Raw genomic sequence first — 13,821 nt, 5'->3', positions numbered from 1 at the left:
ACTTAATTAGGGTCGGATGAATTACCGACGGGTGAAGATGAATTGGGTATTGATTATGGAACACGAAACAAACACAGCACACAGGGTTACTGAGACTGAATCTGATCATGGCGCCATGACACGTCGTCAATGGCTACAGGAGATGTTGGCGGGCAACGAGACAGATCTTAAAGATGAAGAGCCAGATTGCTATATCCTGGGGTATAACTGATCGCCATTATCGCCAGCGGTAACCGCGGCCAAATCGGCCTTGTCTTGATATAAGAAAGTTAACCCTTTAGGTTAGGCATGACTCAAAAAATAAGGATATTTTGACATGCAACTTTCTTGTCATTGTGGGCTGGTACAACTGACCCTGGCGACGCCTCCAGAAACGCTTACCTCTTGCAACTGCTCCATCTGCAGCCGCTATGCTGCCCTGTGGGGCTATTTTGATCCCAAGGAGGTCAGCCTTAACGAGCAGGCTACGTCCGGCCAGGAGGAGAGTGCGTCTGTGGGGTATAGCCATGGGGATAAGTATCTGGTCTTTTACCACTGCAAGCACTGTGGCTGCGTGACCCATACCCTGACGACGGACAAGGTGAGCGAGCCCAGGATAGCGCTGAACTTCAGGATGGCGCCAGAGGCGCTGCGCGAGAAGATTCAGATCCGCCACTTCGATGGTGCTGACACCTGGCAGTATTTGGATTAGAGGCGCCTAGATTAAAATCGCCGGGATTAAAAGCGCTTAGATTAAAGCGTATGATTTTATTGGTTAAACTAAGTGGTGTCGGCATAGGGCATCTGTTTTAACATTCCTGCCCTATGCCTAAATCCATCTCGAAAGAGTGATTAGTCGACGGCGATCATCACATTGCTTGCCTTGATGATGGCATAGGCTTCGCCGCCCACCACCAGACCCAACTGTTCACATGATTTCTTGGTGACCACAGAGGTGATTTCGACGCCTGGGGCTAGCTCGATCACCACTTCGTTGTTTACCGAACCTTCTTCGATTGCCTTGATCTTACCTGTGAGGTTGTTGCGTGCGCTAATTTTCATACTAATTTATCTTCCTGTTAATTAATGAAAAAGCCATGGTAACCCTTAGTGTAAAGTGGGGATACTCAAACATAGATATTTGTGAAGCCTATTGGAGTTTAGCCTGAGCGACACGCCTGCGCTCACCGATCAAGCCGATGATCTGTGGCATCAATGAGGCGGCGATCATGGCTAACATCAGCAGGTACTGATGTGGCGTGAAAGATTCGCCCAGTAGTACCATGCCAGAGACGATACCCGCCACTGGGTTTGCGATGCCGCCAAAGGTAAAGTCCACCACGCTCATGCGCTGCAACAGCCAGACATACATGATATAGCCCAGTACGGTATTGAGTAGGATGATCCAGCCGATGCCGACAAAGTTGTTAGGACTGAGTTGGCTAAGCGCATTGCCATAGCCTTGGGGCGCCAGCCAGGCATGCACGCTTGCCGCCAGGCTCAGCAGCACGCCGCCGATGATCAGCTGCCAGGTCAATACCGTCCACCAATGCATGCGATCCCCAAGGGCCTTAGTGATGCCGCTACCGACTATGATGCAGCTGATGGCCGCCAGCATGGCGAGCAGACCTATGGGGTTGAGGCTGATGGAGTTGGGGTTAAACAGTAGCCAGGCCAGGCCGATCAGCACCAGGCCGAAGAAACCCTGGGTCAGGCCGGGGCGCCGCCCATGAAACAGCCACTGGTAGAGCATGGCAAATACAGGCACAGAGATCATACCGACGCCCGAGATGGCCGAGGGCAGGGTGAGGGCCATGACGAAGATCAGGCTGAAGAAGGCGGCGATATTGATAAAGCCTAAGCGAATCAGCAGGCTCCACTCCTGACGCTTTGGCAGGCTGGGCCTGATCGCCAGCAGGATAAGGCCGGCCGGCAGCGCTCGCAAGGCACCAAGCAACAGAGGAGGCCAGTCCGGCAGCGTATATTGGGTCACCGCGTAGGTGGTGCCCCAGAAGAAGGCGGGGATCATGGCTAGCAGTACATTCATATTTATCTCAATAAAAAGTATCTTCACGTGAAGATATAAGTCTGCACCTTTTGATTCTGCTTGTAAAGTATCTAAGGATTAATTATCTTTGCCTGAAGATAAATGCCTGTGGTTGCCGTTTCCTCTATGGTCGTGACCATTGAGCCTGACACCACTTTATGTGTTCTCGGAGAGCAGATGAACTCAAATCACCTCGATGGCGTCGATCGCCTAAGGGCCCAATGGGTAAAGGAGAAGCCGCAACTGGATACCCTACCGATGGCGATCCTCGGCCGCATGATGCGTATCTATAAACATCTGGAGACAGAGGTCAGTGCCTGTCATAAGCAGTTTGGCATCAGCATGGGGGAGTTCGATGTGCTGGCGACCCTGCGCCGCTCGGGAGAGCCCTATCGCCTCACGCCCTCGGATCTGCTGGCGGCCATGATGCTCACCTCGGGTGCCATGACCAACCGCGTCGATGGCCTGGAGAAGAAGGGGCTGGTCTCCCGCAGCCATTGTCAGGAAGACAGGCGTAGCGTCAGTGTCGGCCTGACCGACGCGGGACTTGCGTTGATCGATGAGGCGATAGAGGCCCACGTGGCGGCCCAGCAGGCTTTGACCAGTCAATTGTCGTTAGGTGAAAAACAGCAGCTGGATGCCCTGTTTAAACATTGGCTGCAGGCATTCGAGTCTTAAACTTCATCTTCTTGTGTCGGTGGAGAGCAACCTGAATCTGCCGACTTTTTCACCGTCTGGTTTTCTCATTTCTGTAAACTTATCATTACAAGCGGCAAGGATTGCTGGGGCTTTCCCGGTCACTTTGACAGCCTGAATATCACGCCCTATTGTCCTTTTAACCCCGCCGTCCCGTCTGGGATAGCAGGGATTTTTTGCCTGTTTTTTCGCCTCATTTCTCGCCTGAAATCCCCCGCTTTTCTCGGCTAATTTAGCCAATTTGAAATTTCTTGAGCGACTTGACCAAAGTCAATTTCAATCTGTGTCAAAGGCATAGTCTTAACTGCAACAAGGTAATAACACCTTCATCACAGTGGCTCTGGCAGTTTGAACCCCTTTGGTGAAATGCGCTAACAACGGAGTATTTTATGGAAAAGCAATCTTCTACCCCTGCAGTGAATGTCGATCAGCAACGTCGTAGCTTCTTGAGTGGTTCAGTCGGTTTGGGCCTGGTGGGCGCGGGTATGGCGGCCGGCTTGGTATCAAGCAGTGCCTCGGCCACCACGCAGACCAAGTCAGACCGTATGGCCAACTATAAGGCGGAGCAGCTTGAGCGCGTCACCTTAGACCTGGTGCCACCACCTATGGTGCCTAAGCATGATCAGGTCGCCAAGGGTAAGCCTAAGGTGGTGCAGGTGAAGCTGGTGGTAGAAGAGAAGCAGGTGGAACTGGAAAACGGCACCAAGGCCTGGGTCTGCGCCTTCAACGGCAGCGTGCCTGGCCCGCTCATCGTCTGTCATCAACATGACTTCGTCGAGTTGACCCTGGTGAACCCTGCGACCAATGCCCTGGCCCACAACATCGACCTGCATGCGGCCACCGGTGCCCTGGGCGGCGGCGAGCTGACCCTGGTTTCGCCCGGCCAGGAGGTGACCTTCCGCTTCAAGGCGACCAAGGCCGGCACCTTCGTGTATCACTGTGCGCCGGGCGGGGTGATGATCCCTTGGCACGTGGCCATGGGCATGCACGGCGCCATCATGGTATTGCCTCGTGACGGCTTGAAAGATGCCGAAGGCAAGCCAGTTAAATATGACAAGGCCTACTACATAGGCGAAGCCGACTTCTATGTGCCAAAGGATGCCAACGGCAAATACAAGGCCTATGACACTGTGATGGGCAGCATGAGTGAGGTGCTGGAGGTGATGAAGACACTTACCCCATCTCACGTGGTGTTCAACGGCGCAGTGGGTGCCCTGACAGGCAAGAACGCCATGACCGCCAAGGTGGGTGAGTCTGTGCTCTTCGTACACTCTCAGGCGAACCGCGACACCCGTCCTCACATCATCGGCGGACACGGTGACTATGTCTGGCCAGCGGGTTCATTTACCGATGCGCCGCAGACCAACCTGGAAACCTGGATGGTCGCCGGGGGCAGTGCCTGCGCCGCCCTATACACCTTCCGCCAGCCAGGTCTCTATGCCTATGTGAACCACAACCTGATCGAGGCGATCATCAAGGGCGCCGCAGCTCACGTGAAGGTCGACGGCGAGTGGGATGACAATCTGATGGTGCAGCTCAAGAAGCCATCTAGCATAGCCACGGCCTAAGGGCTAAGCGCTAAGGGCTTAGGCAAAAAGGGCTCGGGTCTAGGTGAGGCTCGAGCCAATAATCGTCGCAACGATGGGAGATGCGGATGCAAAGGTTACTCCTGATGGGATTGCTGATGATGCTGGGCGGGTTTGTTATAACCTCCAGCGCAGCGGCTGCCGAGGTAGACTATGGCCTGGAGGCAAATGTCTATCTCTGGTACGCCAACCTGGATATGGGCCAGACCGACAAGCGCTTGGCGCCAGAAAGCGATCTAGTGGACTACGCCGAGTATGCCGGTAGCCTACCAAGCCAAGGAGCTCATCACCTCATGTCTATCACCCCTATCGCTCGCAGTCAGGAAGGTGTCGAGGTAGAGGTGGAGACAGAGTTTCAGCTGGCCTCGCCAACCGAAGGTGAGAGCGAGGTGAAGGGGCAATATGTGGTGCAGCGCCTGAGCCTAGATAATTTGGGACTAGTGCGCAGCAGCGTCACTCTGGTCAACGAGTATGATGACTTTACTTCCCGTTATCGCCCCGCCGCTGAGATCAATCTGGTTCGCGTGGCGCTCTATCGCTGGACCGAGTCGCTAGACAGGCTGGATGACGTGACTCTGCTCGGTCTGTTAGCTAAGAATGCAAGCTTTACCGGCCCCGAAGATGCTGGCCAGACCCCGAGCCAGTATCTCGCCTACTTGCACAGCCTGAATCACAGCGACAGCCGGCGGGTGATCAAGAACTACAGCCTGACGCCCGAGGCAGAGCAATACCGTTTGAGTTTCGAGTATCAGTGGACGGCCACCAACAGCGAGGGCGAGGTCGAGTTGGCGCGAGTCGGCGTGACTATGCTGCTCGCAGTAACCCCAGAGGGGGCCAAGGTAGTGCTGTACCGTGCCGAGTACCTGCCGCCGGTGACAGATCTCGGCGCCGAGGTGCGTTGTTAGGAGAAGGAATTGACTATGACACGAGTTAACCAAGGTAAGTTTCATCTGGCCCTGAGCCTCTGTGTGCTGCTTATCGGCAGCCTGATGAGCGCTGCTAGCATGGCGAGCATGCCGATCCTCAAGGGGATTGGTGGCGATTTTAGCCTGCGCAGCAGCAAGGGGGGCGAGGTTCGTCTATCGGACTTTAACGACAAGGTGGTGATGATGTTTTTCGGTTACACCAACTGCGCCGACATCTGCCCAACCACCATGGCCCACATCAGCCAGCTGATGCATCAGTTGCCGAGTGAGACCCGAGATCGCATTCAGGTGCTCTTTATCAGCATCGACAGCGACTACGACACGCCCAAGCATCTGAACAAATACCTCAGCTATTTCGACCCCAGCTTTATCGGCTTGGTGGATGAGCGGGAGAAGATAGATGAGGTCGCCGCGCTATTTAAGGCCGATTACACCAAGCTGGCCGAAGAGAAGGTGACCACCGAGTATAAGAAGCTGAGCCTGGAAGATAGCAAGGCGCCTAAGCGTCAGGGGTATCTCTATTCCCACACCGCCAAGATCTTCGTGCTCGATGGCAAACAGCGGGTGCGCGGTTTCTTCTACACAGGCACCCCCATAGACGAGATGCGTCAACAGATCGAGAGTCTGCTCTAATCATGAAAAAAGGAAATCATATGAAAGGTCGTTTCTGCTTATTTGTGTTGTTTTGTAGCTGTTTCGGTGCCGCCCAGGCCAGCGAGCTGATGGTACACGACGCCTGGATCCGCGGCATGCCGCCCACCTCGAGAGTGGTGCCCGTCTACCTCTCCCTACATAACCCGAGTGATAAGCCTTTGGTACTCAAGAGGATCACTAGCCCACGCGGTGTGGTGGAGCTGCATCAGACGCTGATGGAAAACGAGGTGATGCGGATGCAGGGAGTGGAGGCGATACAGATCCCGCCCCATGGCATGGTGAAATTGGCGCCCGGTGGTTATCACGGCATGATGTCGGACTTTAAGACCGGCGTGCCGGCTTTGGGTGAAGAGGTGGCGCTGACCCTAACTCTGGCGGATGGCGAGACACTGTCGGTGACGGCCAAAGTTACGGCCCAGGGAGAGGCTCACGACCACAGCATGCATCACTAATTTAGCTTCACGCGCTTTTTGAATTTGATTCATCTTTAATACCTGTTCATTATGATCTAGATCACGACTTGTTATCAGGTTGTGATTTAGATTAACGGAGCGACAGGACTAAGGAAGGCGCGATGATAACAGATCCACAGATTAAGGCCTGCATTCACCAACACCACCTGTTTTCGGCACTGGGCGAAGAGGAGCTGTGTCGCCTGTTGGGGCAAGCCGCCAAGATCACCCTGGCCGCCCACGAAAATTTGTTCTATCAGGGCGATCTGGCCAAACGTTTCTACCTGGTAATTCAGGGGCATCTGCAACTCTATCGCACCAGCCTGCAGGGTCAGGACAAGGTGATAGAGGTGGTGCGCGAGGGGCGCACCTTCGCCGAGGCGCTGATGTTTAGTCGCCAGGCCTCCTATCCTGTGTCGGCCCAGGCCGTGTCCCACTGCACTCTGGTCAGCTTCGACAGCGAAGGGTACCTCGCCATGCTCAGGGGCAATCCCGATGCCTGTATCGCCATCATGGCGGAGATGAGTGTCAGGTTACGCAAGGATATCAATGAGGTAGAGCTGCTATCTGTGCAGAATGCCCAGTCGCGCCTGCTGCTTTTTCTGCTGCGCAACATGCAGAAGATCGGCGACAACCAGGGACGGGTCGAGTTGGATATTCCTAAACGTGTGTTGGCATCGCGCCTGTCGATTCAGCCAGAAACTTTTTCCCGCCTGATGAAGAAGATGGTGACCGAAGGGATCATCGGCGAGTCTCGTGGCGCCATAGATATCAAAGATCTCGCTAAGCTCTATACCAGCGCCAACATGCCCCTTGCCAATCAGGCAATGCAGACCAGCGAGCCGCTAACTCGCTCGGGTAAGGCGCCCTGTCAGCAGATCGCTATTGAGATGGTGTAGCCTGAACCTGCTCTAGCCGTCGCTCTGCCGTGCAGCAGCGATCTCTGCCGGTCTCCTTGGCGCGGTACATCGCCTTGTCGGCAAGCGCCAATAGGCTGTCCGGTGTATCGCCTGTTGCCGTAGTGACTATGCCGAAGCTGGCGCTGATGGGGATCAGGCTGCCCTGCCAGTTGAGGCTGGATTGTCTCAGGGCCTGCTGCAATTTCTGGGCGATGATCTTCGCCACCTCGCCATCTGTGCCGGGTAACACCAGCAGAAACTCCTCGCCGCCGAGTCGGCAGAAGATGTCCATGGCACGGGTGACCTTACCTATCTGCTGCGCCGTCTTAACAAGCACGGCGTCCCCGGCAGAATGACCAAACTTGTCATTGATCTGTTTGAAGAAATCCAGATCGAACAGGATCAGGCTATAGGCCTGTCCATCCCTAAGCCAACGCTGATGCAGCTGCTCCAGTTGCTGCTGCATGGCGCGCCGGTTCCATAGCCCTGTGAGATAGTCTCTGTCTGCCTGTTGGCGCATCTTCTGCACCAGACGGGTGAGGGCGTTGCCCATCATGATCACGTTGATCCATAGGGTCATGACCACATACAGCCATAACATGGGGATGGCGTCGGCGCTCTGAATGCTGGCCAGATGGGATTTTAGTGCTGGCTCGATGAGCAGCAATAGCGCCCTGAGGCCAAAAATGACGCCCATCAGGGCGATGGGGCTCAAGAGGATCACGGCGATAGGGCGTTTGACCGTGTGTTCCAGGGCGACCAGATTGTCTTTGGCCATCAGCAAGAAGGTGCTGGCGGCCATGAAGGAGAAGAAGATGCCCAGGGTATCGCTGGCTGCTATGCTAGGCGGCTGAGTTAGCATCAAGAGCCCCGTCAGGAGCAGTAAGGCGAGATCTATTTTGATGCTGCTTGGCAGGCGAAACAGGCGTTGGGTGCCGCTACGAAGCAGCACGAAACCGAGTAACAGCAGCATGTCTGCCCCCAACCAGTAGAGATAGCTCGGCGTTTGATCTCTGAGCGTGGTGAGGAGCACTCCCATTAAGATCAACAGGTTGGCAAGGGAGAAATAGGTGCTGGCGCGGGGAGCGATGCGCAGCGGGTAGGCCATCAGGCCCCAGGCAAGGGTAGAGGTACTGGCGAGCAGGCAGATAAATAGCACCAAGAGCTCGGCAATGGGGTCAATATTCATAAGCGATCTTTTTATTTTTTTACACTATAAAGCAGCCGTGGCGTCGAGTGAAACTGTTTGTTACTAAATTGTTATCTTCATCTTGTCTGTCAGCGAGCTCGCGCTTATCAGGCGTCGCGACGCTGGGTGATTCGGTCTGGCCTTAACTGTTGGGTCTCAGCCGTGGCTTAACTTGAGTTTAGTCAGCGCTCAGATAGTCGCGTTCGAAGGTCTGCGCATCCACAGGCCTGCCATACAGATAACCCTGGCCGAAGTCGCACTCCTCCTGGCGGATAAAGGTATCCTGTGCCTGGGTCTCTACCCCTTCGGCGATCACGTTGAGTGTCAGCTTCTTGCCCATAGCGATGATCGCACGGGTTAGCTCTCTGTCCTGCTCGTTCTTCTCCAGATTAGTGATGAAGCAGCGATCTATCTTCAGGGTGTCGAAGGAGTATTTTTGCAGGTAGCTCAGGGAGGAGTAGCCGGTGCCGAAATCGTCGAGGGAGATCCTCACCCCCAAGTCTTGTAGCTGGCCTATGATATGCTGCGCCAGCTGTTCATCTTGCAGCAGCACGCCTTCGGTGATCTCCATTTCCAAGGCGGAGGCCGGCAGGCGGTAGAGACTCAAGAGGTTGGCAATATAGTCGGCAAAATCGGTATCGCGAAACTGCAGCGGCGAGATGTTGATCGCCACCCTAAACGGCCTGCTGGGATCTTGGCTGCGCCACTTGGCGGCCTGTTCGATGGCGGTATGCAGCACGAAGTTACCGATGGCGATGATCTGGCCATTGTGCTCAGCCAGGCTGATAAATTGATCCGGCGGTACATCGCCCAGCTGTGGGCTGTGCCAGCGGAGCAGGGCCTCGGCACCGATAACTCGCTTGTGTTGCAGGCTAAACAGCGGCTGGTAATGCAGGCTCAGCTCCTGATGTTTGAGGGCATCCACCAGGTGTGACTCCAGCAGGCAGCGGCGCTCAATATTGGTCTGAGTGTGCTTGTTGAAGAAGCTGTAGGGCGTGGCCTCGGCCTTGCTGATGCTCATGGCGGCGCCGGCTTTCTGCATCAGCTCAGAGGCCTCCTGGGCGTCCGTCGGTGCGACCGCGACCCCGATGCAGCAGGGAATATTGATGCTGAACTCTGCCAGGGCGAAGGGAATATTGGCAGTTTGTATTATGCTGTCGATCAGGGGAAGCTCCAGGGGATTCTTGCCCCTGTGGGCAATGACGAACTCGGCACCGGCGATGCGGGCAAACAGGGTATCCTTATCCAGGATGCGCTTGATGCGCTGGCTAAAGAGTTGCAACACCTTGTCGCCGACCACGTAACCATAGCTCTCGTTGATCGACTTGAAGTTACGCAGGCCAAAGTAGATCACATAGGTAGACAGCTCATCGGGTTGGCTGAGTTGCTGGGAGAGCTGATTCACGAAACCCAGCCGATTAGCAAGGCCGGTCAATGGGTCGTGATCCTTATGAAATTGAAGCGAATTCTCTATAACGGTACGTTGTTCTATCTCGCTCAATAGTTTCTTGTTGAGCCTGGTGAGTTCCTGGGTACGTTGCTGCACCTTGGTCTCTAAGACTTGGTTGAGATGGAACAGTTTGGCGCTCTGATACAGGCTGGCGAGATTGGCATTGATGGCGTTTTGAAACCGCGCCAGTAGATGGCGAAAGGTGCGGCCGTAGTCCCTCTCCTTGTTATCCAGCATACACAGGGTGCCGAAGGGTTGGCCGTTGGGCCAGGTGAGCGGCAGGCCGCAGTAGGCGATCATCCCCAGCTTGATATCGGGATTGCGATCCCACTCCTTATCTTTTAAGGCGTTGGGCACGACCAGCTCAGCCTGGCGCTTGATCACCGTCTCGCAGTAGAGACCATGGCCCAGGCTCTCGGTGTCATGGCGTTTATAGGGATTCTCTGGATGATGGCTGGTGGTGAAGACAGAGATATCTCTTTCCGTCACCCGCATGATCAGGATGGCTGGGGTGTCGACGATTTCCGACAGCAGATCTAAGGTTTGCTGCCAGCCGTTAAACATCTCATCCGGCACCGCAAGCTGGGCCGTGTTGACCTGAGTCTGGCTGAAGAGTGGGTCTTGCTCCAGCAATGAGAGAGCGTCTTGATAGGGCTTCATAGGGGATCCTGAAAAGCGCGTGTGCCATCCGTTTAACTAACTATAACCTAAAGATTTCATCCCTGTCTTTCGCTGGTTTGTTGTTTTTTTAATCAGCGGCAGGTTTAGGGCTATTTTTTGCTTTTCTTTTCGGTTTGCTTTAACGCAAAAGCTCACTTGATTGGCGCGATGGCATAGGCTGAAAACAAAAAAGACCCGATGAGTGGTTATCTCATTGAGCCTTTTCGTTCTTGCCGTTAGCCGCTTGGGCTTAGAAATTTAGCGTTTGCTGTAGCGCTCGGCGCCACTCGGTGCCGTTAGTCGTCATCCAGACTTGGTTGGCGGTGGTTTGATTGGTGGCATCTAAGGGATAGGGCATTATCCCTCCCAAAACGAAGAGTTGACCGCCGTGAACCGTGGCGCGATAACCACGCTTAGCCTCGAAGGATAAATTATCCATGGCCTTGGTCCAGTTGGTGCCATCTTGGGAATACCAGAGATCGGTTAAGGTTTGGTTAGCGTCATATCCGCCAAAGGCCCATAATTTACCGTCAAACTCGACGAGCTGGTGTATATGTCTCGCGCCTAATCCAGTGGTATCTACCTGTTTTGTCCAGGTGATACCATCTGTGGTTGACCAGATATCACTGAGTTGAGTCGTTCGAGATAGGGTTTCGTGGCCCGCTACCACCCATAGTTTTCCGCCAAAGCTGCTGATTTGGGTTACGGCGCGTGCGGGGAAATTATTGTTGCCTACATCTGTCCAGTTGATGCCATCTTCTGAGCGATATACGACGCTGTTTTGTGTGTCGATAGCCCATAATTTATTGTCGAATGGATAGACTGAGTATTGACCGTTTTGCGTGCCAACATTTGGCCCGGTGAGCGCCTCTTGAGTCCAGGATTTACCATCGAGTGATGAGTAGCTACCACTTGCGTGCAAGGCCCAAATTTTACCGGAAAAAGTAAGTAGTTTGCTGTCCGTCGGAAAGGGAAGCGTAGTGGAATCATCTAATGTCCAGCTGAAACCGTCAGCAGAGTGCCAACGAGTATTTACTTTCTCGAAATCTTCGTTGGTGCCAGAAAGCAGTTGTATCTCTCCCTGGTGACTGACCGCCTGAATATCCTTCATGGATGGCAACTGATTGTTGAGCGGTAGCCAATGCTTGCCGTCTGTCGTTTGCCAGTTGTCGTTGAGTAAGACGCCATTATCACTTTTGCCGCCGATAACGACCAAGGCATCATTATGTACCGCGGTGGTGAAGTACAAGCGTATCCTATCGACCATGTATGGCGACTGTACACCGAAGTTAGCGTCATCTGTTGCTAACGTCCAAGAGGCGCCGTCGGTGGAGGTCCATACATCGTTTGGATTCTGAGAGCGATTCGGATCGAGCTGATCAATATAACCGCCCAGCAAAATTAGTTGATTACCGACTTGCCTAACTTCATGCTTTTCTCTAGCCGAGAATTCTGGTGTGCCTGTCACTAATGTCCAATGAATGCCGTCATCTGAGTTCCATATGTCGGCGACTCTCCCGGTATCGTTTCTGCCGCTAAATTGCCACAGCTTGCCATTAAATTCAGCAAAGGCGGTGCTTACTCTCTGGGTTGCTGACGAGTCTGACGATTCCAGGTTCCAGGTGATGCCATCGGTAGAGGAGTAGATCTCTTTGACATGCTCGCGAGTCTGCAAATCAAAGCCGCCATATATCCACATCTTGTTTTTGAAAGTCGTCACCGAATAGTTGTTGCGTTCGCCAAAGCCAATATCGGCATTTACCTGTGTCCAATTGATGCCATCTGCTGAGCGCCATACGTCGTTAAGCGTAGTGTCACGTCGGTTTCCTATGAGCCAGATATGGTCTGCAAATGTAATGACAGCCACAGGAGGACGCACGCCAAAAGGAGCCTCATCAACCACTTTTTGCCAGATGTTGCCATCGCTCGATCGCCAGATACTGGCATCATTGCCGGTATAGTCATTGCCACCGATGAGCCAGAGATAGCCATCGAAAGAAACGACCTTGCCTGAAGAGCGGCCAGAAGGGGTATTGTTGGCGACATAGGTTGCCTGACCAGTATGTTGGCCGTGGAAGAGGTTATAGTAGGCATCACTCGTCGTTGTTAAGCTGCTGTCTATTAGCGGCTGTGTGGATAGCTTGTCGACCAGCCCGTTATCGCAGTTGCTGAGATTGTTAAAATCACAGTCGGCCTGAGTGGTTCTGGCTAGTTGCAGAGGAGTATCTACATCAGTAAATACTTTTGTGTCATCGGTTCCTATCAGCAACTTGAGTGTTAGCGACTTTGGCGCGACAGAAGCAAAGAAGCTGCTGCTGGCTTTTAGGTAGTTAGCGGTTTCGGCGATCTCGGCAAAGATCTGCGCCTCGCCTGGCGTATGCGCCGTCACCTGTCCACTGGTATCCACCGAGGCCACGGCAGGATCTTGGCTGCTAAAGGTGACGTTAACAACATCGACATTGACGGGATTCAGATAAGTTTGATCGATAAAGAGCGCCATTGTGCCTGTGTTGTCAAAGGCGATAGCTCTCTCCGCCTTGGCGACATTGACTTGATAGGCGGCGGAGGCTGCCAGGTACTTGGCATCTTCGGCGATATGAGCGGTAATAGTGCTGGAACCCGCGGTTAATATCGCGACCAAACCATCATTGGAGACGGTGACAACTTCTGGGTTAGAGCTGGTATAACTTATGGCTCCAGTTCCTAAAAAACCTTGAAGCGAGTTGCTAAAGGCCTCATCACCGAAGGTTTTCTCTATGGTGCCACTTTGACTAAAGCTGAGTGTTTGGTTGAGTTTGACCGCGGTTTTATCTGTTTCTGATGAGCCGCTTCCACCGCCACAGGCGCTGAGTTGCGAGGCGAGTATAAGCAAGCAGCCTATACGCATTAATCCCTTAAGCATAGCGAATGTCCCTATCTTTCTGTTTATTGTTATTTTGGGAAATGCCTGAGTGCATCTCCTATCTTATCTCGTATTAGATTCGTTTTTACTTAATTAAGTCTTTGTACATCAATAAGATTTGTTGCTGATATGTTATTTGCTTGTTGTGTATTGGTCAATGATAAAGACACAAGAAAATAAGACTAAGGAATGAGAATATTCGCGTCTACTCGTAGTCAGGCTCATTAGCCTTCTTGGTGTGGGCAGTACCAGATTTATCGCTTCTGGGTTTGTGATTCTCTTTGGGACAACTGGTTGGAAGCTATTAAAAAGACTATCTTTTAACCATAAGCCGAATCATTTCTTTCAGGCTCGTTTGGGCCAGGTATTCTCTCTGCTTTG

The 13,821-nt window shown here is 53.3% G+C and carries 13 protein-coding genes; 8 read left to right on the top strand and 5 right to left on the bottom strand.

Annotation, left to right across the window (positions count from 1 at the left end; all coding sequences use genetic code 11):
- Positions 1-55: 55 nt before the first annotated feature.
- Entirely contained in the window at positions 56-211 is a 156-nt protein-coding gene (locus K0I63_RS17245; RefSeq protein ID WP_190272400.1) for a hypothetical protein, read from the top strand.
- Between the two features lie 105 nt (positions 212-316).
- On the top strand, positions 317-691 hold the full coding sequence (locus K0I63_RS17240) for a GFA family protein (protein ID WP_220081829.1): 375 nt from the start codon (positions 317-319) through the stop codon (positions 689-691).
- A 140-nt stretch (positions 692-831) separates the two neighbouring features.
- On the opposite strand, the gene K0I63_RS17235 is transcribed toward K0I63_RS17240, so the two are convergent.
- Together K0I63_RS17235 and K0I63_RS17230 are read right to left on the bottom strand one after the other, a co-directional pair.
- Positions 832-1,041, bottom strand: coding sequence for a TOBE domain-containing protein (locus tag K0I63_RS17235; protein ID WP_144202655.1), 210 nt, complete (start codon positions 1,039-1,041; stop codon positions 832-834).
- An 88-nt stretch (positions 1,042-1,129) separates the two neighbouring features.
- On the bottom strand, positions 1,130-2,026 hold the full coding sequence (locus K0I63_RS17230) for a DMT family transporter (RefSeq protein ID WP_220081828.1): 897 nt from the start codon (positions 2,024-2,026) through the stop codon (positions 1,130-1,132).
- A gap of 177 nt (positions 2,027-2,203) precedes the next feature.
- Between K0I63_RS17230 and K0I63_RS17225 the strand changes: the two genes are divergently transcribed.
- The 6 genes from K0I63_RS17225 (at position 2,204) to K0I63_RS17200 (ending at position 7,239) form a co-directional block, all read left to right on the top strand.
- A complete protein-coding gene (locus K0I63_RS17225; protein ID WP_220081827.1) occupies positions 2,204-2,704 on the top strand; it encodes a MarR family winged helix-turn-helix transcriptional regulator in 501 nt (166 codons plus the stop codon).
- Between the two features lie 407 nt (positions 2,705-3,111).
- Complete coding sequence (nirK, locus tag K0I63_RS17220; RefSeq protein WP_220079170.1) at positions 3,112-4,290, top strand: copper-containing nitrite reductase; 1,179 nt, start codon at positions 3,112-3,114, stop codon at positions 4,288-4,290.
- Positions 4,291-4,376: 86 nt separating this feature from the next.
- Positions 4,377-5,213, top strand: a complete 837-nt coding sequence (locus tag K0I63_RS17215; RefSeq protein WP_220081826.1) for a hypothetical protein — start codon at positions 4,377-4,379, stop codon at positions 5,211-5,213.
- Positions 5,214-5,228: 15 nt separating this feature from the next.
- On the top strand, positions 5,229-5,867 hold the full coding sequence (locus K0I63_RS17210; protein WP_220081825.1) for an SCO family protein: 639 nt from the start codon (positions 5,229-5,231) through the stop codon (positions 5,865-5,867).
- A gap of 20 nt (positions 5,868-5,887) precedes the next feature.
- The gene (locus K0I63_RS17205) at positions 5,888-6,340 is read left to right on the top strand and encodes a copper chaperone PCu(A)C (RefSeq protein WP_220081824.1); all 453 of its coding nucleotides are present in this window, start codon (positions 5,888-5,890) and stop codon (positions 6,338-6,340) included.
- A gap of 122 nt (positions 6,341-6,462) precedes the next feature.
- Positions 6,463-7,239 (top strand): Crp/Fnr family transcriptional regulator, encoded by a 777-nt coding sequence (locus K0I63_RS17200; RefSeq protein ID WP_220081823.1) that lies wholly within the window; start codon positions 6,463-6,465, stop codon positions 7,237-7,239.
- Here the strand turns inward: K0I63_RS17200 and K0I63_RS17195 are convergent.
- From K0I63_RS17195 to K0I63_RS17185, 3 genes are all read right to left on the bottom strand, one after another.
- Positions 7,223-8,428 (bottom strand): GGDEF domain-containing protein, encoded by a 1,206-nt coding sequence (locus tag K0I63_RS17195; protein ID WP_220081822.1) that lies wholly within the window; start codon positions 8,426-8,428, stop codon positions 7,223-7,225. The genes K0I63_RS17200 and K0I63_RS17195 overlap by 17 nt on opposite strands.
- A 178-nt stretch (positions 8,429-8,606) precedes the next feature.
- Complete coding sequence (locus K0I63_RS17190; RefSeq protein ID WP_220081821.1) at positions 8,607-10,538, bottom strand: bifunctional diguanylate cyclase/phosphodiesterase; 1,932 nt, start codon at positions 10,536-10,538, stop codon at positions 8,607-8,609.
- A 250-nt stretch (positions 10,539-10,788) separates the two neighbouring features.
- Positions 10,789-13,440, bottom strand: a complete 2,652-nt coding sequence (locus tag K0I63_RS17185) for a DUF6242 domain-containing protein (RefSeq protein ID WP_220081820.1) — start codon at positions 13,438-13,440, stop codon at positions 10,789-10,791.
- Positions 13,441-13,821 lie beyond the last annotated feature (381 nt).

It is taken from the genome of Shewanella rhizosphaerae, assembly GCF_019457655.1.
Lineage (GTDB): Bacteria > Pseudomonadota > Gammaproteobacteria > Enterobacterales > Shewanellaceae > Shewanella > Shewanella loihica.
This window is presented reverse-complemented; position numbering and strand designations above follow the sequence as displayed.